Below are 21,018 nucleotides of genomic sequence, written 5' to 3' on the forward strand. Positions count from 1 at the left end.
TGAACCCTTCTGAAAGGAGGATTCGTTATGAAACAATCCAATGCGAATCGCAAAGTCAACGAGCAGGCTCGCGAGATTCTTGCGAGCATCCTGCTTTTCGAGGTGTCCGATCCCCGTCTGCGCCTCGTGACGATCACGGGCTGCGAAGTCAGCTTCGACCGCAGCGTGTGCAACGTGTTCTACACCGCAGAGCCCGGCCGCTATGAAGACGCCGCCGCAGGCTTCGCCGCCGCAGCGGGCCGCATCCGCAGCCTGATGGGCAAGGGCCTTTCCTGGCGCGTGACCCCCGAGCTCCGCTTCATACTCGACCCTTCGGTCGACGAGGCCGAAAAGATCACCGACGCGTTGGCCCGCGACGCGGCGCGCAACGCCGAATCGGCCGAGAAGAGCCGATCCGAAGAGGACGCGGAGGAGGAATAGCGCCATGGCGGTGACCCCTCAGACCAATACTACGCTCGAGGCCATGGCCGACCGCATGAGGGCATGCGACGATTTTGTCTTGTGCGGACATGTGAACCCCGACGGCGATTGCCTGGGCTCTCAGCTTGCGCTCATGCATGCCCTGCACGCCATCGGCAAGCGCGCGGCCTGCATTCTGGTCGAGCCCGATTCGGTCGACCTGGGATTGCGTTTCTTGCCGGGCGTCTCCGACATGAAGGCCGCGGCCGATTTCGACGGCCCCGCGGCGACGTTCGTGGCCTGCGACGTGCCTACGACGGCGCGCTTGGGCGCCGCGGCCGATATCCAGAGCCGCGCGCAGATGCGCTTCACCGTGGACCATCACGCCGCCGACGCGTCGATGTCGGAATGCAACTACGTCGATCCCGACGCGCCGGCGTGCGGCATGATCGTGTGGGAACTCGCCAAGCTGCTTGCAGGCGATGCCGTTCCCGCCGCATCGGCGATCTGCTGCTACACCGCGCTGATGACCGACACCGGCAGGTTCCAGTATCAGAACACCACGCCCGCGGCCTTGTGCGCGGCCACCGAGATGGTCGAGGCGGGCGCCGATCCGGCGCTCGTGTCGAGCGAGGTGTATCAGAGCCGCAGCTTCGCTTCGCTCATGCTTGAAAAGGCCATGCTCGAAAACGTCACGGTGGCCGAAGACGGCCTGTGGGCGTTTTCCTATCTGCATAAAGGCGATTTCGACCGCCTCGGCGCGGTGAAGGCCGATGCCGAGCCGCTGGTCGATATCGTGCGTTCGCTTGCGGGCGTGCGCGTCGCGTGCATGCTGCGCGAGCAGCCCGACGGCGTGCGCGGCAGCCTGCGTGCGAAGGGCGAAGAGATCGACGTGTCCGAGCTCGCACGCGCGATCGGCGGCGGCGGACATCGCGCAGCCGCGGGATTCACGTTCGAGGGCGCTCTCGACGAGGCGATCGCCGCGCTGCCGGCACATCTCGATGCGCTCGTCGCCAAGGCGGGTCTGCGATGAAGCGGGGCCAGAGCGGCATCTCGTGCATCGTCGGCGTCGACAAGCCTTCGGGAATGAGCTCGCACGACGTGGTGAACGCCTGCCGCCGGATATTCGGCGAGCGCCGCGTCGGCCACACCGGCACGCTCGACCCGCTGGCCACGGGAGCGCTGTGCGTCTGCATCGGCCCTGCGGCCAGGCTCGACGCGTACATGACGAACCACGATAAGACCTACGACGTGCGCATCGCCTTCGGCGTGGCCACCGATACCGACGACGCGCAAGGCGAGCCCGTCCGCGCATGCGAGGTTCCGTCCGAGGCGTGCGACCCCGACTTCGCGCGCGAGCGCGTGGCCGCGCTGGTCGGACGCCACAAACAGCTGCCTCCCGCGTATTCGGCTATCAAGCGCGGCGGCGTGAAGGCGTGCGACGCGGCCCGCGCGGGCAAGGTGATCAAGCTGGAACCGCGCGATATCGAGATCTACGACGCCGAACTGCTCGACCTCGAGCGCGACCATGATGCGGAGGTGCTCTACTGGGACGTGCGCCTTTCGGTGTCGAAGGGGACCTATATCCGTTCGATCGCGCGCGACCTGGGCGTGTCGCTGGGCACGGCGGCCCATGTCCAGAAGCTGCGCCGTCTGAAGGCGGGCTCGCTCGACGTGCAGGACTGCCTTTCGATCGAAACGCTCGAGTCCCGCGTGCTCGACGCCGCCATCGACCCGGTGTTCTTGCTGGGGTATCGCATGGCGTTTTTGACCGACGAACAGGCTGCGGCCGTTCGAAACGGGGCGTTTCTGCGCATCGCCGACATGGAGCTTTTCGAGGCTCCGTGTCGTTTCGACGAATCCGATTGCGGCCCGATGCGCGCGGCGAAGCGCAGCACGGCGCCTCTCGAAGACGGCGAGACGGTGAGCCTGGTGGCGGGCAACGAGCTGCTCGCTTTGTACGGCGCGCATTCCAAGCAGGGCGTCTTGCGTCCCTGCTGCGTTTTTTCACAAGGAGTGATTCGTGGCAAAGGTCTATAGGGTCAACGAGGCGTTCGATCACGGTCTGCTTTCGGGAGCGTCTTGCGCGTTCGGCGTGTTCGACGGCGTCCATCGCGGCCATCGCTTCCTGATCGACGAGGCGAAGAAGACGGCCGCCGAATGCGGCGGCCCTTCGGCCGTGCTGACGTTCGATATCGATCCCGACGAGCGTTTCCATGCCGACCGGCTGAAAAAGCTCATGACGAACGAGCGCCGCATCGAGGCGCTGGCGCAGACGGGCGTCGATTTCGTGGCGGTTCTGCCGTTCACGCCTGCGTTCGCGGCCCAGGCGCCCCTCGATTTCCTTGCGACGACGTTCGGCGAATCCTTTCCCGCGGCCTTGCATGTCGGCTGCGACTTCCATTTCGGCGCGAAGGCGGCGGGCCAGGTTGACGACCTGCGCGCATGGGCCGATGAGCGCGGCGTGCGCATTTTCGCGCACGACCTGAAAAGCGCGTTCGACAAGCCGATCACGGCGACGCGCATCAGGCTGCTGCTCGCCGAGGGACGCTGCGAAGACGCCGTCGAGCTGCTCGGCCATCCGTACGCGTTCGAAGGCGTGGTGGCGCAGGGCCGCGGCGAGGGGTCCGATATGGGATTCTGCACGGCCAACATCGAGCTTGCGCCCATGATGCGCGCGCTCGGGGAGGGCGTCTACGCCGCGTGGGCGACGGTTTCGGGCGTCCGCTACAAGGCGGCGATGAGCATGGGAACCGCGCCCACCTTCGCCGAGGCGACGGCGACGAGCGAGGTGCATATCCTCGATTTCGAAGGGTCGATCTACGGCGAGACCATCGCGGTGGAGCCGGTTCATTACCTGCGCCCCATGGTCGAGTTCGATTCGGTTGAAAGCCTGATCGCCGAGGTGCAGGCGAATATCGCGTGGGTGCGCGAGAATCTGTAGGAGGCGATGGGCCCGCGCGCGGCGAAGCGCCGCGGGCGTCGTCGGAAAGCGGGGGATGCTATGAAGTCTGAATACTACGCATGGATCGCGGGCATCGCGTTCGCGCTTGCGGCGTTCGCGGTCGCGATCATGGCCGTGGGCTATCAGCCCCTGACGTTCGGTCGCGGGGCTACCGTGGCGGTGCTTGTCATCGTCGGCGTCGTTTCGCTCGTTTTGCGCCGTAGGGGGCGAAACTAGATGGCGGGAATCTCGGACGACGACATCAGGCGCGTGCGCGAAGCGAGCGATTTGGTGTCGATTGCCGGGGAGCGCGTGGTGCTGCGCCAGCGCGGTCGCGATTTCTGGGGGTGTTGCCCTTTCCATAGCGAGAAATCCCCGTCGTTCAAGATCGACCCGACCACGCAGCTGTGGCACTGCTTCGGCTGCGGCGAGGGCGGCGACGTGTTCGGATTCGTCATGAAACTCGACGACCTGGGCTTCGTCGACGCGGTGCGCGAGCTCGCCCGCCGCGCCGGCATCCAGCTGACCGAGGAGCCGGGCGTCGTCGCGGCGCGCGGGCGCAAGGCGCGTTTGAAAGAGGTTTGCGAGGCCGCGGCGTCGTTTTACCATCTGCAGCTCATGAGGCTGCGCGGCCCTCAGGCCGATGCGGCACGCGCCTACCTTTCGTCGCGCGACCTGGGAGGCCGCGTTCCGAAAGATTGGAACTTAGGCTATGCTCCCGGCAACCAGGCGCTCGTGCGCCATTTGAAATCGCTGGGGTTTTCGGCCGAAGACATGGTCGAGGCCAATGTGGCCACGGCGTCGAAACAGGGCCGCGGCCTGCGCGACCGCTTTTTCGACCGCATCATGTTCCCGATCCGCGATGTCGAGGGCGACACCATCGCGTTCGGCGGCCGCGTGGTCGGCAAGGGCGAGCCGAAATACCTCAATTCGCAGGAAACGCCCGTATTTCATAAGTCGCAGGTGCTGTTCGGGCTCGACAAGGCGAAGGCGGCCATGGCGAGCACGGGCGTCGCGGTGATCGTGGAGGGCTACACCGATGTGATCGTGATGCATGAGGCGGGCGTGAAAAACGTCGTGGCCACGCTGGGCACGGCTTTGACGGTCCAGCATATCCGCACCATTTCGCGCCATGCGAAGCGTCGCATCGTGTATCTGTTCGACGGAGATGAGGCCGGCCAGCGCGCGGCCGACCGCGCGGCGCGCTTTCTCGACGAGAGCATGCTGCCCGAGGCGGGTCGCTCGAAGATCGACCTGTGCGCGGTCACGCTGCCGGACGATCTCGATCCCGCCGATTTCGTGCAGCAGCGCGGCGCCGAGGCGCTCGAGGACCTGATATCACATGCCCAGCCGCTGCTGCGCTATGCGATCGACAGGACGTTTTCGAAGTACGACCTGGCCGATTTCGGCCAGAAAAGCCGGGCGCTGGCCGATGCGCTCTCGCTGCTCGCTCCGATCAAGCGCTCGGTGCTCGCGCAGGAATACGCAGGCTACATCGCCGACAGGCTGCATTTCGACATCGCCATGGTGACCGAGAAGCTTGCGGGCGTTGCGGCCCCGCGCTCCTATGACCAAGCGCCTGCCGAAGCCGCCTCGGCGCCGTTGCCGAAGCCGGCCGTTTCGCTTCCGCCGCGCGAGCGGGAGCGCTTGCGGATCGAGCGCGAGTTTCTCGCCCTGTGCGCCCGCCATGCCGAAGTCGGTCTGGCTTACGCCGATACGCTCGTGCAGACGATGTGGCATCGCGATGTCCATCGCAGGACGGCCCAGGCGCTGATCGCCTATTTGGCCGAGCATCCCGAGGCGAGCGCGCCGGGAGACGTGGTGCGCGGCGTCTCGTCGATGGTGGAAGGCGCCGATTCGACGCTGACCGCCGCTTCGGTGTATGACGATATCGAGCCGGGCGCTCTCGGACGCTTTCTCGCCGACGAATTGGCGATACGCGATATGGAGGATTCGATCGCGGCCGTCAACGCCCAGCTGAAGCGCCCCGAAGCCATGTCGTCTTCCGAATACGAGCAGGCCTATCAGGACGTGGTCATGCTGCAAAGGGAGCTGGTGGCGTTGCGAAGCGCGCATCGCCCGCTCGGGTCGGCCGAATAGCGAAAACCGAAAACGACAAGAAAGGCCTGGTCATGTTGCATTGACCAGGTCAATGGATTCTTGGTACAATTATAAACTGTATCTTTAGGGCCATTGTGCCCATTTTCTGCGGCGAAAGGATAGCATCTGTGTCTGCTGCCAAAGCGAAAACAACTGAAGATCCCAAGAAAAGCAAGGCAAAAGGAGAGGATGCCGCTCTTGCCGGCGACATGGCTCTCGAAGACGAAAAGATAGACTCTTCGCTGTCTGACGACGAAGACCTGCTCGAGGGCATTCCCGAGGAAGAGCTCAAGGCCGCCGAAGACGCCGAAGTCAACCTGCCAAAGGTATCCACCCGCGCTTCGAAGGTGCGCCGCCGTTCGGCCGACACCTCCGTCACCATGCTCACGGGCGATCCCGTCCGCATGTATCTGAAAGAAATCGGCAAGGTTCCCCTGCTCACGGCCGCCGAGGAAATCGACCTCGCCATGAAGATCGAGGCCGGCGTCGCCGCTACCGCCGAGCTCGAGAAGGCCGAAGAAGAGGGCATCGAGCTCGAGCGTCGCGAGCGCCGTCGCCTGACGCGCGTCGAACAGGTGGGCATCGATGCGAAGCAGCAGCTTATCGAAGCGAACCTCCGTCTCGTCGTGTCGATCGCGAAGCGCTATGTCGGCCGCGGCATGCTGTTCCTCGACCTCATCCAGGAAGGCAACCTGGGCCTCATCCGCGCCGTCGAGAAGTTCGACTATACCAAGGGCTTCAAATTCTCCACGTATGCGACGTGGTGGATCCGCCAGGCCATCACGCGTGCGATCGCCGACCAGGCCCGCACCATCCGTATCCCGGTGCATATGGTCGAAACGATCAACAAGCTCGTCCGCATCCAGCGCCAGCTGCTTCAGGAGCTCGGCCGCGATCCCTCTCCGGAGGAAATCGGCGAGAAGATGGGCCTGAGCGCCGAGCGCGTGCGCGAAATCCAGAAGATCAGCCAGGAGCCCGTCTCCCTCGAAACGCCGATCGGCGAAGAGGAAGACAGCCAGCTGGGCGACTTCATCGAAGACGACGCCGCCATCGTGCCGCCTGACGCGGCGAGTTTCTCCATGCTGCAGGAGCAGCTGGGCAAGGTGCTCGACGGCTTGGCCGAGCGCGAGCGCAAGGTCATCAGCCTGCGTTTCGGCCTCGAAGACGGCCATCCGCATACGCTCGAGGAAGTGGGCCGCGAATTCGGCGTCACGCGCGAGCGTATCCGCCAGATCGAGAGCAAGACGCTCGCGAAGCTGCGTCATCCCAGCCGTTCTTCCAAGCTGAAGGACTACCTGGAAGACTAAAGCTTCGTCCGCTGTTCGCGCGTCGCGCGAAAATGAAAGCGCGTCGTTGCGATTCGCGTTCGTTGCGGTACAATAGCCGAACATCTCGTCTTGGGACGGGGTATACGGGCCTGTAGCTCAACGGTGGAGCAGGGGACTCATAATCCTTTGGTTCTCGGTTCGAATCCGGGCGGGCCCACCACGAAATATCGAAGGCCGGAAGTGGTGACGCTTCCGGCCTTTTTCGTTGCCCGGCCCCGCCTTGCGCCTTCGTACGGTCGCGCGGCGCAAGGCGGGTGGGCAGGCTAGTCTTTCTCGAACAGGTTCGCGTGCTCGACCATGGAAAGCTGGCGGTACGCCTCGGAGCGCGCCGCCGTGTCGCCGTGCCAGTGCCATTCGCCCTGCGCGTCCTGATAGCCGTTCAGATTGATGGCGGGAATGTCGTCGCGCACGGCGAGCGTGAAGGCGAAATATTCGTCGAGGGGAAGGCCCGCTGCGCGCAGCAGGATGGCGCCGAGGTAGTTCAGGCTCGTGTCGGCCACGCGCGGCTCGTCGGAGGCCTGGCGCAGCTCGGGGTTGTTCGTCCAAATCATGTAGGGCGTGACGTAGCGCTCCTGCACCAGGTCGATGCCCGTGGGCGCTTCTGCGGCGGGCTGCGCGCCGTCCGCTTCGCCTTCGCCGGCCTCGTTCGCGCCGTAGGCTTCGTTGGAAAGCCATTCCACGAATCCCGGCTGATGGTCGCCGAAGAAGCATACGATGACGGGGCGGTCGAGCTCGCGCAGCTTGCCGAGGAATTCGACCAGCTCGACCTGCGAGCGTTCGATGCAACCCAGATATTCGTTCACGTCGTCGTATTCGATGCCGTCGAGCGGCGCGTGCACCATATACTGCTCGTCGACGCCGCCCGTGTCGTATCCGCCGTGGCTCGCGATGGTCACGTCGAAGATGAAGCGCGGGTCGTCGTCTCGATTCAGCAGGTCCAAGATCAGGTCGTAGGTCGAGGCATCGCTGACCATGCCGCGAAACATTTCGGCGTCCTCGAAGCTGTCGATGTCGTAGAACTCGTCGAATCCGAGCTGGCGGTAGACGCGGTCGCGGCGCCAGTTCTCCTTCTGGGCGGGATGGATGGCGCTGGTCTTGTAGCCGATCGAGGAAAGATAGCGCGCAAGATTGTCGGCTCCGCGCAGGTCGTAGAGCATATACGGGTAGACGCCCGCGCCTAGAAGGCCCATGGTCGATCCCGTGAGGAATTCGAACTCGCTGTTGCAGGTGCCGCCGCCCATGGCGGACACGTAGCAGTCGCCCTTCACGAGTGCGTCGATCCGGTCGAATGCGACGGTCCCCGCGTATGTCTGCGCGACGTTGGGATAGCGCGACAGGTCGGAGAAGGTTTCGTTCATGATGGCCACCACGGCCGGGCGTACGTCGGGGGCGGTTGCGGGGGAGTCTTCGACCGCCTGGTCCGCCATGGCGATGGCCGCCTTTTCGGCCCTGATCGCGGCGGCTTCCTGGGGTGAGTAATCCTCGGGGGCATGCGGGGCGATCAGCTGGCTGCGCTGCAGGAAGCACAGCAGAGAGCCGTTCTGCTGGTAGGAATCGAGGCTGCTCCATACGTCGACGCGACAGCCGTAGTCTTTCTCGATGTCCACCGCGCCGAACCACATGGAGAAGGCGACCAGGATCGCTGCGCCCGCGCTCAAATCGATCGCGACCGAGCGCTTCGTGGCTTTCGCTGCGGGAAGCATGGCGATGAATCCGCCGAGAACGGCGAGCAGGGCGAAGGCCGCAAGCACGCTCTCTCCGACGGCGTAGGTGTAGCCGCCGCTGACGGAGGCGGCCGTTTGCAGCGCCATGACGTCGGAGGGAAGGATCGGCTGGCCCTTGAACGACGCCACGAAGTAATTCGCCGTTCCTTCGGCGAAGCAGGCGCACAGAAACGCGGCCATCGCCGCTTTCGAGCGTTGCCCGAGGAAGAACACGATGGCGAACAGCGCGCCCGTCACGCCGAGCCCGAGCGCGACGAAGGCCGGGTCGATCGAGAACGTCAGAGGGTTGTACGGTATTTCCATCAGGAGAAATCCTGCAGGGATGCAGGCGGCGGCGACTATGGGTTTCGCATGGGAAAGCACGCGGTCGAAGCGTCGCGCCAGATGCTTGCGCCGTATGATGGCGTACGAAAGGAAACAGAGGGCCGCGATCGCGCATACGACGGCGATCGGGCCGGCTTGGATTTCGATCATGGAACCGTCCTCGGAATAGGCCTGCGCGCGGTTTCGCGCCGGCGCAGGCGGGGGCGTAAGAAGGTAAAAGGAGCATTATGCCAAATTCGCCGAAGAAAATAGCCGTCATCGACGGTAATTCGCTCATGCATCGCGCCTTTCATGCGGTGCCCCCCACGATGAACGCTCCGGACGGCACGCCCACCAACGCCGTGTTCGGCTTCATGTCCATGTTCTTGAAGCTCTATGAAACCACGATGCCCGATGCGGTGGTTTGCGCGTTCGACGCCGGCAGGCCCGCGTTTCGCATGGAAGCCCTCGAGCAGTACAAGGCGACCCGTCCGCCGATGGACGACGCGCTGCGCGCGCAGTTCCCTTTGATCGAAAGCCTTCTCGAATCGATGAACGTGCCCGTGGTGCGCATAAAGGGCTGGGAGGGCGACGACGTTTTGGGCAGCATCGCCGCCATGGACGAGGCGCTCGGATACGAAACGCTTCTGGTGACGGGCGATAAGGACGCCTATCAGCTGGTGAGCGAGTTGACGCGCGTGGTCACCACGAAGAAGGGCATCAGCGACGTGGCCGTCTACGGTCCGGCCGAGGTGGAGGAGCGCTACGGCGTGACGCCCGAGCAGTTCCCCGACTTCTTGGGCCTGAAGGGCGATTCCTCCGACAACATCCCGGGCGTGCCCGGCATCGGAGACAAGGGCGCCGCCAAGCTGCTGCAGAATTTCGGCAGCATCGACGGCATCTACGAGAACCTCGACAAACTCAAGGGCAAGCAGCTGCAGAACCTCGTCGAAAACGAGGAGGCCGCGTTCACGAGCCGCCGCGTCGCCACGATCGCGCGCGACCTCGCCATCGACATCGACCTCGAGGCGGCGGCGTTTCCCGCTTTCGACGAGGAGGCGGTCGTCGAGGCGTTCAACGCGCTGCGCTTCAACGCGCATCTTTCCAAGGTGCTCGCGCTGGCGGGCGCCGACGCATCGCTTGCGGCGCCGACGAGGCTCGAGCTGCCCGATGCGCCCGTTTTGACGGGCGATGAAGCCGAGGCGGCGCTCGATGCGGCGATCGAAGGCGGCGTCATGGTAGGCGTCGAGTTCTACAGGCCCGCGCAGGAGAGCCTTTTCGAACCGGCTTCCGTGCTGTATGCGGCGTCGGACGAGCGCGTCATGGCGTTCGAAGGCGATGCGGCGGTCCGTGCATTCGCGCGCATCGTGCGCGACGGCGCGTTTTGCGCGCTCGATGCGAAGCACGCCTTGCAGGAGGTTTATCCGGCCGACGGCGCGCAGCCTGCGGCGGTCGAGCTTTCCGCGGTGGCGGACGCCCGCTATTTCGACATCGGGCTTGCGGCGTATCTGCTCGATTCCAATACAAGCCGCTACGAGTACGAGGCCCTGTGCGACGCCTATCTCGGGGCCGCGTTGCCTGAATTCGATGCGGAAGACGCGCGCGCCGCGGCCCATGCGTGGGTCGCGCGTCCGCTGAGCGAGGCTTTGCGCGAAGCGTTGGACGAAGACGGAAGCCTGGCGTGCTATGCCGATATCGACGCTCCGCTCGTGTCCACGCTTGCGGGCATGGAACGCGTGGGCGCCGCGCTGGACAGCGTGTCGCTGGCCGCGATGGGAGTCGAGACGCAAGGCGAGATCGAGGCCCTCAAGCAAGAGATTATCGAGCTGGCGGGCGAGGAATTCAACGTGGATTCGCCCAAACAGCTCGGCCATATCCTGTTCGAGGTATTGGGCCTTCCCGCGGGCAAGAAGACGCAGCGCGGGTTTTCGACCGATGCCAAGACCCTCAAAGGCCTCGAGGGCAAGCATCCGATTGCGAGCAAGGTGCTGCGCTACCGCGAGCTTGCGAAGATGCGTTCTACCTATATAGATGCGTTGCCGCGCATGCGCGCGGGCGACGGCCGCGTGCACACGAGCTTCAACCAGACGGTCACCACCACGGGCCGCCTTTCTTCGAGCGAGCCGAATCTGCAGAACATTCCCGTGCGCACCGAGTTCGGCCGCCGCATCCGCGAATGCTTCGTGCCGCTGCGTGAGGGCGACGTCTTCGTGTCCGCCGACTATTCGCAGATCGAGCTTCGTCTGCTCGCGCATCTGTCGGGCGACGAGAGCCTGATTGATTCGTTCTGCGGCGGTGCCGACTTCCATGCGGCTACGGCGGCGCGCGTGTTCGGCATTTCCGTCGACGAGGTGACGCCCGAGCTTCGCAGCCGCGCGAAAGCCGTCAACTTCGGCATCGTGTACGGCCAGCAGGCGTTCGGTCTGGCGAGTTCGCTGGGCATCGGGTTCAAAGAGGCCCAGGAGATGATCGACCGCTACTTCGAGGTGCACCCGCGCGTGCGCGCGTATCTCGACGAAACGGTGGCCGAGGCGAAAGAGACCGGCTACGCCGTCACGATGTTCGGCCGAAAGCGCCATATCCCCGAGCTGCGCGCGGGCAATGCGGTCCAGCGCGGATTCGGCGAACGCACGGCCATGAACCATCCCATGCAGGGAAGCGCGGCCGACATCATCAAGCTTGCCATGAACGAGGTGGCCCGCCGCCTGGCCGCCGAAGGCTTCGAGAGCAAGCTCATGCTGCAGGTCCACGACGAGCTGGATTTCAGCGTGCCGCGCGAAGAGCTCGAGACGCTTTCCGCCATGGTGGAAGAGGTGATGAGCGGCGTCGTCGAATTGAAGGTGCCGCTGCTGGTGGACGTGCAAAGCGGCGCGAATTGGGCGCAGGCGCATTAAAGGGGCGGCCCGCATGCGCGTTCGACGGGGCTTTCGCGCGAAGCCCCGCGTGCCTCGCGGCGAATAGAGGCAGGTGGGCCTCAAAGGCCACTAAGCGAAACCATTGTGAAAATGGCAAAATCACGGCTAGGCGAACAGGCCTCGGTATGGTAAAGTCTTCGCTTGCCTCTGATGGCGTGTTTTCCTCTAAATATTGGGACTTAGCCCCCCAAATGTATTGACGAGTGTGCATGGCGCGATGTACAATATCGCCCTGCGTTTTAACACATTCAAGGAGAATTACATGTACGCAATCGTGAAAACCGGTGGTAAGCAGTATAAGGTCACTCCGGGCGAATACCTCTCCGTCGAGAAGCTCGACGCCGAGGTCGGCGAGAAGGTCGAGCTCGAGGTCATCTGCGTTGTCGACGGCAGCAAGGTCGACCTCGACACCAAGGCCAAGGCCGTCGCTACCGTTCTTGACCAGTACAAGGACAAGAAGAAGCTCGTCTTCAAGTTCAAGAAGCGCAAGAACTACAAGAAGCTTCGCGGTCATCGTCAGAACCTCACTCGCATCCAGATTGAGAGCATCGGCGAATAACGGGCCGAAGAGAACAGAAGGCAGGTATAGAAAATGGCACATAAAAAAGGTCTTGGTTCTACCCGTAATGGTCGTGACTCCCGCGCGCAGCGCCTCGGCGTGAAGCGCTATGGCGGCGAGCATGTCATCACCGGCAACATCATCGTTCGCCAGCGTGGCACCCACTTCCATCCCGGCCAGAACGTCGGTCGCGGCAAGGACGACACGCTGTTCGCTTTGTGCGAAGGCACCGTCGAGTTCACCAAGGGTGCTCGTCGTATGGTTCATGTTCGTCCCCTCGAGGCCGAATAACAACGCATTCGATTGCGCAAAGACCCGCTTCGGCGGGTCTTTTTTCGTCTTCGGGCCGATCGGGGCGTGTCATCTCGCACACGGCGCCGTTCGAGGAACGTCTGCGCCGGGCGACCTGCCCCGGACAAAGGCCTTCGTCCGGGGCAGACATCTCGCGTATGGCTAAAGGGCGAACGCTTTCAGGAACATGCGGTAATCGGCGTCGTTTTGGTCGGCGTAGGCGCGTGCGAACTCGACGACCGCGCGGTCGAAGACATCGCTTTTGCCGAGATATCCCGCAATGGCGAATCGGTTGCCCGTGCGCGCATGGGCATGCGCGAGGGTCCATCCGCACGCGCCCGCAAGCGCCTGCAGCGAATCGGCGTCGATCTCTTCAAGGTCGACGGATGCTTTGCCGTCCCAAAGCTGGCGCACGTAGAAGCTGCGCTCCGCCTTGTCGGAGCGCATGTCGCTCCATCCGAGCAAGACGTCGCTGGCCGTCTGCATGGCCTTCTGGCCTCGGACGATGCGAAGCCCCGAGCTTTCGCTGGCGTCTTTGCCGGCATATCGTTCGAGCACCGATTCGCGCGCCTCTTTGATCTGGAGCACCAGGTGGTCGTCGGGCGTCGCCCCTTCCATGACCACGATCCAGGCCTGCAGCCCCACGCTTCCCACGCCGACCACCTTGCGCGCGATGTCGACGCCGCGATACTGCTCGACCAGAAGGCGCCTGTCATCGGGCAGGTTCTTGCGATAGCGGGAGAACAGCATCGCGATGATGCGCTCGCGTTCGCGCATGTCGGGGTCGGGAATATCGAGCCCGGTGCGCTGCCTGACCAGCTCGCGCAAAGGAACGATGAGCGGCGGGTCGTTTACGATGCGCAGCTCGCCGTCCACCACCTCGGTCAGCTTCGATACGGCGCGGGCGCTGTTTTTCGAACGCGCCTTGTCGAAGAGCTCCTTCGTCTCGCGGCGCTCGCGTTTGCTGGCGGCCTGCGCCATATGCTCGTAGAGCTCTTCGGCGTCCATATGGGCGTACCACACGTCCATCGAACCCATGCGCGCGAAATCGCGCATCGCCTGGCGGTAGCATTTCACGGATTCGAGGGTCGCCGCCTTGCGCTCCTTGTCGGAGAAGCCGCGCTCTCGTCCGCAGATCTCGATGCTGGCGGCCAGGCGTTTCACGTCCCATTCCCACGGCGCCTGCGCGGTTTCGTCGAAGTCGTTGATGTCGAAGACGAGGCGGCGTTCGGGGGAGTGGTACAGCCCGAAGTTCGCCACGTGGGCGTCGCCGCAGGCCTGGACCCTGATGCCGGTCGACGGGGTGCGGGCCAGGTCGGCCGCCATGATGGCCGCCGATCCCCTGAAAAACGCGAAAGGCGACGCGGCCATGCGCTGCCTTCGAATGGGGACGAGCTCCTGGACGCGGGTCTCGTCCTGCTCGCGCAAGATCGCAACGGCGCTTTCGCGGTCTGCTTCGACCTGCCAGGCGCCATGGCATTCGCGCGGCGCCGTCGCGCGAAGCCCCTTGCCGTGCTCTTTGCTGCTTTTGGCCGATACCTGGGCCTTATACGAAAGCGCCTTTCGGATGTCCTTGCGAACGCGCTGGGTGTCATCGATGGGCATGGTTCCTCCTTCGGCGGCCTATGGCCGCGGTTTGCATGCGTGCCGGGCCAGTATGGCACAGCTTTCGCGTTCGAGGGCCGCCTTGCGCCAGGCGGTTTCCATGCCGTCGATCACGGCGCCGCCCGAAGGCCTTCGGCGGCTCGATTTGCAGCGGCTGTGGGTTTTTCGACGCAGGATGCGCCAATCGTGCGCTCGCCGGCGAAACACCCTCGCGCATCGACCGGTATCTCGTATAATCAGGCGCAACCATCGAATAGAAATGGACGGTCATGTTTACTGATAAAGTGCATATTTATGTCAAAGGCGGCGACGGCGGCGCAGGCTGCATGAGCTTTCGCCGCGAGGCCCACGTGCCCAAAGGCGGTCCCGACGGGGGCGACGGCGGCCATGGCGGCAACGTGGTGCTCGAGGCCGACGCGTCGGTCTCGTCGCTGATCGACTATCGATACAAGCATCACTTCAAGGCGCCGCGCGGCACGCACGGCAAGGGAAGCCGCATGCACGGCGCGACGGGCGAAGACCTCGTGCTGAAAGTGCCCGTGGGCACCGTGGTGCGCGAGTACTTCGAGGAAAGCAAGGAAACGGGCGAGCTGATCGCCGACCTGACGCATGACGGCGAGCGCGTGGTCGTGGCATGCGGCGGCATGGGAGGCCGCGGCAATATCCACTTCGTCACGTCCACCAGGCGCGCCCCGGCGTTCGCCGAGCTGGGCGAGCCCGCCCAGGAATGCTGGGTCGAGCTCGAGATGAAGCTTATGGCCGACGCCGCGCTCGTCGGCGTTCCGTCCGCGGGCAAAAGCTCGCTGATCGCCCGCATGAGCGCCGCCCGCCCCAAGATCGCCGATTACCCCTTCACCACGCTCGTTCCCAATCTCGGCGTGGTCAAGGGCGACGAGTACAACTTCGTCGTCGCCGACATCCCGGGCCTGATCGAGGGCGCGCACGAGGGCCGCGGCCTGGGCCATGAGTTCCTGCGCCATATCGAGCGCACGGCGCTCATCGTGCATGTCGTCGACATGACGGGCGGCTACGAGGGCCGCGACCCGGTCGAGGATTATCGCATCATCAACCGCGAGCTGGCGCTCTACGCCGACGAGCTGGCGAACCGCCCCCGCATCGTGGTGGCGAACAAATGCGACGTGCCGGGCGTGGAAGACAATATCCGCCGCCTGAAGGAGGAAGTGCGCAAAGACGCCATCGCCGCGGCCGACGGCAACGAGTTCGCCGACGGCATCGACGAGGCGTCGCGCGTGTTCGAGATCAGCGCCTTGACGGGCAAAGGCGTCGACGCCTTGATCCACGCCACGGCCGCCAAGGTCCACGAGCTGCGCGAGGCCGCGCGCGAAGAGCAGGGCGCCGGGGTCCAGTACGACCAGGTCTGGGAGCACAAGCGCATGCAGCGCGACCGCCGCTTCACGGTGCGCAAGCTCTCCGACGGCGTCTTCCGCGTCGAAGGCCCTCAGATCGAGCGCATGGTCGTCCAGACCGACTGGGAGAACGAGGAGGCGCTCGCCTTCCTGCAGCACCGCTTCGACCGCATGGGCCTCGAGAAGGAGCTCATCAACGCGGGCGCGGTGAACGGCGACGAGATCCGCATCGTCGGCCGCGCGTTCGAATTCGAGAGCGCCGACGACCGCGTGGACATTTACAGGGAGCTTGATTTCTAATGACGCATGCTGCAAGGCCGCGTACGGCGGTCATCAAAATCGGGTCGTCGACGCTGACCGACGCCGAAGGCAAGGTCGACCGCGCTTACCTGGCCGACCTGGCCCATCAGATAAACCGCGTCCGCAAGGCGGGCTGGAACGTGATCATTGTCAGCTCCGGCTCCATCCCGTGCGGCCTGGAGTCGCTCGGGCTTCCGCTGAAGCGTCCGAAGGACATGCCGACGGTCCAGGCGGCGTCGAGCGTGGGCCAGCGCGCCCTCATCGCGGCATACGACCAGGTGTTCTCGCCGTACGGCATGCTGACGTCGCTCGTGCTGCTCACGCGCCGCGACACGGCCGACCGCAACGCCTACCTGCATGCCCGCGACACGTTCGCGCGCCTGCTGGAGCTCGGCGCCGTGCCGATCGTCAACGAGAACGACACGGTTTCGGTCGAGCAGATCAAATTCGGCGACAATGACACGCTCGCGGCATTGGTCGCATGCCTTGCCGATGCCGACCGCGTGGTCATTCTGAGCGACATCGACGGCTTGTACACGGCGAATCCGCAAATCGACCCCAAGGCCGCTCTCATACGTCGCGTCGACCGTCTGACGCCCGAGATCATGGCGGGCGCCACCGGAGCGGGCAGCGCGGTGGGAAGCGGCGGCATGATCACCAAGCTCACCTCGGCGCGCGTGCTGGGCGCCGCAGGCATCCCGCTGGTGATCTGCCACGGCCGCGCCGAAGACGCCGTGGTGCGCTCGCTTGCCGACGATCCGATCGGCACCTTGTTCACGGCGCGCGAGCGCAGGCACGAAATCACGCCGCGCAAGCTCTGGATCGCGTTGGGCGATTCCGTCAAAGGCCGCCTCGTGGTGGATGCCGGCGCCGCATGCGCCCTGGTCGAACACGGATCGTCGCTTCTTTCGGTGGGCATCAGGCGCGTCGAAGAGCCGTTCGAGGCGGGAGACGTGGTGGACGTTCTCGACGAGTCGGGCTACGTGATCGCCCGCGGCCTTGCCCGCTGCGACGCCCATGCGGCCCGCGAGGAGGCCGGAACGGTGATCCATCGCGACGAGATGGTCGTGTTCGAATAGCAAGTTCCTACGAGCGCGCTTTGCGCGCTCGCTTGTTCGGGAGGAGGCGCCATGGAGCGCGAATTGGAGACTTACGTGCGCGAGACGGCTCTTGCCGCCCGCGATGCGTCGCGCGTGCTGGCGCGCGCGTCCGAGAGCCGGAGAAACGAGGCTCTCGCCGCGATGGCGAGCGCGCTGCGCCTTCAGGCGCCCGTCGTGATCGAGGCCAACGCCCGCGATATGGAGCAGGGCGCGGCCGCGGGCATGAGCGAAGGCCTGCTCGACCGCCTTATGCTCGACGAAGCGCGCATCGAGGGCATGGCGTCGGCGCTCGAGGCGCTGGCGGGGCTTCCCGATCCGCTGAATCGCACGGTCGAGCAGCGTACGATCGAAGGCGGCATGGACCTGCGCCGCGTTACCACGCCTCTCGGCGTGGTCGCCATGGTGTACGAGGCCCGTCCGAACGTGACGGCCGACGCGGCAGGCATCTGCCTGAAATCGGGCAACGCTTGCGTCCTGCGCGGCGGCTCCCAGGCGTTTCATTCCAATATCGCGCTCACGCGCGTTTTGCGCGAGGCCGTGGAAAGCGTCGGGCTTCCGGCCGACTGCATCTGTTCGATCGAAACGGTCGAGCGCACGGCCACCGATGCGCTGATGGGCCTGCACGGCATCGTCGACGTGCTCATCCCGCGCGGCGGAGCGGGCCTTATCCGCCATTGCGTCGAGCATTCCAAGGTGCCCGTGATCGAGACCGGCACGGGCAACTGCCACGTGTACGTGCACGAGACGGCCGATTTCTCCATGGCGCGCGCCATCGTGATGAATGCGAAGACGCAGCGCACGGGCGTGTGCAATGCGTGCGAAAGCCTTCTGGTCGACCGCGCGGCGGCAGCGGACTTCCTTCCCGCTATGCTGGCCGAGCTGGCCGACGCGGGCGTCGTGGTCCATGGTGACGAGTGCGTGCGCGCTTGCGCTCCCGCGTCGCTTCGCTTCGTCGATGCGACCGAGGAGGATTGGGGCCGCGAGTATCTCGCGCTCGAAATCAGCGTGAAGACGGTCGAAGGCGCTTCCGAGGCGGTCGATCACGTCAACCGTTACGGCACGGGCCATTCCGAGTGCATCGTGGCCGACGAGGCCTCGCCGGCAGGCGCTCGCGCCATCGACGATTTTTTGGCGGGAGTCGACGCCGCGGCGGTGTACGCCAACGCTTCGACGCGCTTCACCGACGGCGGATGCTTCGGCCTGGGCGCCGAGATAGGAATCTCCACGCAGAAGCTGCACGTGCGCGGGCCGTTCGCCCTCGAGGCGCTCACGTCGTACAAATACGTGGTGCGCGGAGCGGGGCAGGTGCGCGGCTAGTGGGGGTGTCCGTCGCGCCCACGCAGGCCGCGTCGCCCGTCGTGTGCGAGCGTTTCGACGCGCTCGGCTCGGACGGGCGTCACGCGCGCCTCGGCATCATGGGCGGCACGTTCGATCCGATCCATATAGGGCATCTTGCCTGTGCCGAACAGGTGCGTGACCTGTTCGAGCTCGATGCGGTGGTGTTCATGCCCGCGGGCGATCCGTGGATGAAGCGCGGGCGCAGCATCACCGCCGCCGAAGACCGCTTCGCCATGGTGAAGGCCGCCGTGCAGGACAACCCGTTTTTCGACGCAAGCCGTCTTGAAATCGACCGCGCAGGCGAAACGTACACCGTGGACACGTTGCGAGCTCTGCGCGCGCATTATCCTGACAACGTCGAGCTGTATTTCATTTCGGGGGCCGATGCCATGCATCGCATCCTCGAGTGGCGCGACGCGACGGAGCTGGCCCGCCTGGCCCGTTTGGTCGCGGTTTCTCGGCCCGGCTATGAAATCGACGACGCCCGCCGACGCTATATGCTCACGCACGCGGCCATCCGCCACGTGTCGGTCATCGAGGCCACGGCGCTTGCCGTCTCTTCCACTGATTTGAGGGAGAAAGTGCGCTCGGGGCGCTCGATACGCTATCTCGTGCCCCGGGTTGTGTCAGACTACGTCGAAAACCACGGTTTATATCGCGGCGGCGCGTAGCCGTCCGCCATGCCGGCCATGCGTTCGCGCGGGCGACAGGCCCCGCGTTCGGCGCGCCGGTCCGGCATGCATCGCAAGGAAGGAAGCGGTCGATGATCGATCCCGATAGATTCGAAGAGATGCGCAGGCTTCTCGAAACGCGCGTGAAACCCTCGCGCTACCTGCATTCCATGGGCGTTTCGCAGACGGCCGAGCAGCTCGCCCGCATCTACGGCGCGAACGAAAACGACGCCGCGGTGGCGGGCCTTCTGCACGATTGGGACAAGGCTCTTTCGTACAAGGAGCTCAAGCGCCTGGCGAAAAAGCACAAGCTCGCGCCGAAGGCCGTGCGCAAGCAGATGCCGGGCGTGCTGCACTCCCTGACCGCCCCGTATTCGCTGCATGAGGAATTCCCGGAGCTTTCGCCCGAGGTCCTGCAAGCGGTCGGGCGCCATACGTGCGGCGCGACCGACATGACCGATCTCGACAAGATCGTCTTCATCGCCGACATCATCGAGCCGGGACGCACTTTCGGCGACGTCGCTCCTTTGCGCGAAGCGGTGGGCGCGGTGTCGCTCGACGAGCTGTTCTTCATGACGTACGGCTCGACGCTGGTCTATCTCATCGAGGCGGGCTTGCCCGTGCATCCCGATTCCCTCGATGTATGGAACGTCTTGGTCGCCGAGCGCGCCGAGCGTCTCGAGGAAGAAGCCGGCCGCTGCGATTCGCCCGCTTCGCCCGACGCGCTGCGCCCTCGCGGCCCGCGCGTCATCGTCATAGAGTAGAAAACTCGCGGGCGCCAGGCCCGCGTCGGAACAACGAAAGGACCATAAGCTACATGGCACAGGACAAAGGATTCCCCTCGATCGAGAAGGCTCTGATCGCGGCCCGCGCGGCCGATTCCAAGAAGGCGACCGACATCATGATCCAAGACGTGCGCGGCCTGTCCAGCGTCACCGATTTCTTCGTCATCGTGACCGCCCAGAACAACCGCCAGATCGACGCCGTGCTCGACGCCATCGAGGAGGCCGAGGTCAAGGAAGCGGGCGTGAAGCCCTATAGCGTCGAAGGCGCTCAGGAGGGCTTTTGGGCCCTGCAGGACTACGGCGATTTCGTGGTCCACGTGTTCCAGCCCGAAGGCCGCGACTACTATCGCCTCGAGGAGGTCTGGAACGACGCCCCGCTCGTCGACTTCCAGCCCGAGGGCGACGCCGCCCAGGAGGCGTAGGCGATGGCTCTCGGAATCATCTGCGCCACCAAGACCGAGGCGACTCCTTTCATCGAGAAGCTCGTCGGCGGCACGACTGAGCATGCGGCCTTGATCGACGTGCATGAGGGCGAATTCGCCGGCGTGCACGTCGTGCTGGCATGCTGCGGCGTGGGCAAGACCAACGCGGCCATGGTTTCCCAGATGCTGATCGACCGCTACGGCGTGGACGTCTTGGTGAATTCCGGCACGGCGGGCGGCATGGACCCCTCTCTCGATTTGTTCGATATCGTCGTCGGATCGACGTTCTGCCATCACGACGTCGATGCCCAGATGGTGCTCGTCGATTCGTATCCGTACTATCCGGGCGGCGTGTTCGACGCCGATCCCGCGCTGATCGACGCGGCCCGCGCCGCCTCCGAGGGCTTCGCGGCCCCCGTGCGCTTCGGCGCCATGGTGTCGGGCGAGCAGTTCATCGACGACGAGTGCCGCGGCGACGTGATCGCGCGCCACGACCCTCTTGCCGTTGACATGGAAAGCGCCGCCATGGCGCAGACGTGTTTCGCGAACGGCGTCGCATTCGTGTCCGTGCGCGGTATCACCGACACGGCCGAGCACGACGGCTTCGGCAACTACGAAATCAACAGTACGAAGGCCTCGGCGATCGCCTGCGATTTCACCGCATCGCTTCTGAAGGCGCTCGCAATCAGGAGCTAGCGGCTCTGCCCGCCGGGGAATCGGCGAATCATGCGAAGGCGCGGCCTCATGCCGCGCCTTCGTCGTTTCGGGCGAGGGATGGAAAAAGCGTCGGCTTTGCGCGGAGGGAATCGCGCGGGCTCGCCGTATAATGCAACGGATACGCTGCTGGAGTGAAGAAGGAAGAAGGGA

The 21,018-nt window shown here is 64.8% G+C and carries 19 protein-coding genes and 1 tRNA gene; 18 read left to right on the forward strand and 2 right to left on the reverse strand.

What is annotated here, in order from left to right:
* The first annotated feature begins 27 nt into the window (after nt 1–27).
* The 8 genes from rbfA (at nt 28) to DMP07_RS00265 (ending at nt 6,931) form a co-directional block, all read left to right on the forward strand.
* On the forward strand, nt 28–420 hold the full coding sequence (gene rbfA / locus DMP07_RS00230) for a 30S ribosome-binding factor RbfA (protein WP_123197161.1): 393 nt from the start codon (nt 28–30) through the stop codon (nt 418–420).
* A gap of 4 nt (nt 421–424) precedes the next feature.
* On the forward strand, nt 425–1,432 hold the full coding sequence (locus tag DMP07_RS00235; protein ID WP_123197162.1) for a DHH family phosphoesterase: 1,008 nt from the start codon (nt 425–427) through the stop codon (nt 1,430–1,432).
* Nucleotides 1,429–2,439, forward strand: a complete 1,011-nt coding sequence (truB, locus tag DMP07_RS00240; RefSeq protein WP_123197163.1) for a tRNA pseudouridine(55) synthase TruB — start codon at nt 1,429–1,431, stop codon at nt 2,437–2,439. The genes DMP07_RS00235 and truB overlap by 4 nt, the downstream gene beginning before the upstream one ends.
* Nucleotides 2,423–3,343 (forward strand): riboflavin biosynthesis protein RibF, encoded by a 921-nt coding sequence (gene ribF / locus DMP07_RS00245; RefSeq protein WP_123197164.1) that lies wholly within the window; start codon nt 2,423–2,425, stop codon nt 3,341–3,343. The genes truB and ribF overlap by 17 nt, the downstream gene beginning before the upstream one ends.
* A 60-nt stretch (nt 3,344–3,403) precedes the next feature.
* A complete protein-coding gene (locus DMP07_RS00250; protein ID WP_123197165.1) occupies nt 3,404–3,580 on the forward strand; it encodes a preprotein translocase subunit SecE in 177 nt (58 codons plus the stop codon).
* Complete coding sequence (gene dnaG, locus DMP07_RS00255) at nt 3,581–5,443, forward strand: DNA primase (RefSeq protein ID WP_123197166.1); 1,863 nt, start codon at nt 3,581–3,583, stop codon at nt 5,441–5,443.
* Nucleotides 5,444–5,571: 128 nt separating this feature from the next.
* On the forward strand, nt 5,572–6,750 hold the full coding sequence (rpoD, locus tag DMP07_RS00260; protein ID WP_123197167.1) for an RNA polymerase sigma factor RpoD: 1,179 nt from the start codon (nt 5,572–5,574) through the stop codon (nt 6,748–6,750).
* A gap of 106 nt (nt 6,751–6,856) precedes the next feature.
* A tRNA-Ile gene (locus DMP07_RS00265) sits at nt 6,857–6,931 on the forward strand.
* Between the two features lie 103 nt (nt 6,932–7,034).
* Here the strand turns inward: DMP07_RS00265 and DMP07_RS00270 are convergent.
* Nucleotides 7,035–8,969 carry an LTA synthase family protein gene (locus tag DMP07_RS00270; RefSeq protein ID WP_123197168.1) on the reverse strand — a complete coding sequence of 645 codons (1,935 nt, stop codon included), beginning with the start codon at nt 8,967–8,969 and terminating at the stop codon, nt 7,035–7,037.
* Between the two features lie 77 nt (nt 8,970–9,046).
* On the opposite strand from DMP07_RS00270, the gene polA reads away from it, so the two are divergent.
* The 3 genes from polA to rpmA all read left to right on the forward strand — a co-directional run bounded on the left by polA (nt 9,047) and on the right by rpmA (nt 12,563).
* Nucleotides 9,047–11,692 (forward strand): DNA polymerase I, encoded by a 2,646-nt coding sequence (gene polA, locus DMP07_RS00275; RefSeq protein WP_123197169.1) that lies wholly within the window; start codon nt 9,047–9,049, stop codon nt 11,690–11,692.
* A 283-nt stretch (nt 11,693–11,975) separates the two neighbouring features.
* Nucleotides 11,976–12,272, forward strand: a complete 297-nt coding sequence (gene rplU, locus DMP07_RS00280) for a 50S ribosomal protein L21 (RefSeq protein WP_123197170.1) — start codon at nt 11,976–11,978, stop codon at nt 12,270–12,272.
* 33 nt (nt 12,273–12,305) lie between these two features.
* Complete coding sequence (gene rpmA, locus DMP07_RS00285; RefSeq protein WP_123197171.1) at nt 12,306–12,563, forward strand: 50S ribosomal protein L27; 258 nt, start codon at nt 12,306–12,308, stop codon at nt 12,561–12,563.
* Nucleotides 12,564–12,725: 162 nt separating this feature from the next.
* Here the strand turns inward: rpmA and DMP07_RS00290 are convergent, their stop codons facing one another.
* Entirely contained in the window at nt 12,726–14,168 is a 1,443-nt protein-coding gene (locus tag DMP07_RS00290; RefSeq protein WP_123197172.1) for a DUF2252 domain-containing protein, read from the reverse strand.
* A gap of 269 nt (nt 14,169–14,437) precedes the next feature.
* Here DMP07_RS00290 and obgE point away from each other — a divergent pair, with 269 nt between their 5' ends.
* The 7 genes from obgE (at nt 14,438) to mtnN (ending at nt 20,847) form a co-directional block, all read left to right on the forward strand.
* Complete coding sequence (obgE, locus tag DMP07_RS00295) at nt 14,438–15,835, forward strand: GTPase ObgE (protein ID WP_123197173.1); 1,398 nt, start codon at nt 14,438–14,440, stop codon at nt 15,833–15,835.
* Nucleotides 15,835–16,914, forward strand: coding sequence for a glutamate 5-kinase (gene proB / locus DMP07_RS00300; protein WP_123197174.1), 1,080 nt, complete (start codon nt 15,835–15,837; stop codon nt 16,912–16,914). The genes obgE and proB overlap by 1 nt, the downstream gene beginning before the upstream one ends.
* Nucleotides 16,915–16,965: 51 nt before the next feature.
* Nucleotides 16,966–18,252: a glutamate-5-semialdehyde dehydrogenase gene (locus DMP07_RS00305; RefSeq protein WP_123197175.1), complete on the forward strand. Its 1,287-nt coding sequence runs from the start codon at nt 16,966–16,968 to the stop codon at nt 18,250–18,252.
* Nucleotides 18,252–18,944 carry a nicotinate-nucleotide adenylyltransferase gene (gene nadD / locus DMP07_RS00310; protein ID WP_244594790.1) on the forward strand — a complete coding sequence of 231 codons (693 nt, stop codon included), beginning with the start codon at nt 18,252–18,254 and terminating at the stop codon, nt 18,942–18,944. Before DMP07_RS00305 ends, nadD begins: the two co-directional genes overlap by 1 nt.
* 92 nt (nt 18,945–19,036) lie before the next feature.
* The gene (yqeK, locus tag DMP07_RS00315) at nt 19,037–19,708 is read left to right on the forward strand and encodes a bis(5'-nucleosyl)-tetraphosphatase (symmetrical) YqeK (RefSeq protein WP_123197176.1); all 672 of its coding nucleotides are present in this window, start codon (nt 19,037–19,039) and stop codon (nt 19,706–19,708) included.
* A gap of 53 nt (nt 19,709–19,761) precedes the next feature.
* Nucleotides 19,762–20,151, forward strand: coding sequence for a ribosome silencing factor (gene rsfS, locus DMP07_RS00320; protein WP_123197177.1), 390 nt, complete (start codon nt 19,762–19,764; stop codon nt 20,149–20,151).
* Nucleotides 20,152–20,154: 3 nt separating this feature from the next.
* Nucleotides 20,155–20,847: a 5'-methylthioadenosine/S-adenosylhomocysteine nucleosidase gene (gene mtnN, locus DMP07_RS00325; RefSeq protein WP_123197178.1), complete on the forward strand. Its 693-nt coding sequence runs from the start codon at nt 20,155–20,157 to the stop codon at nt 20,845–20,847.
* Nucleotides 20,848–21,018 lie beyond the last annotated feature (171 nt).

The sequence above is a fragment of the Slackia faecicanis genome (assembly GCF_003725295.1).
In the GTDB taxonomy this organism is placed as follows: Bacteria; Actinomycetota; Coriobacteriia; order Coriobacteriales; family Eggerthellaceae; genus Slackia; species Slackia faecicanis.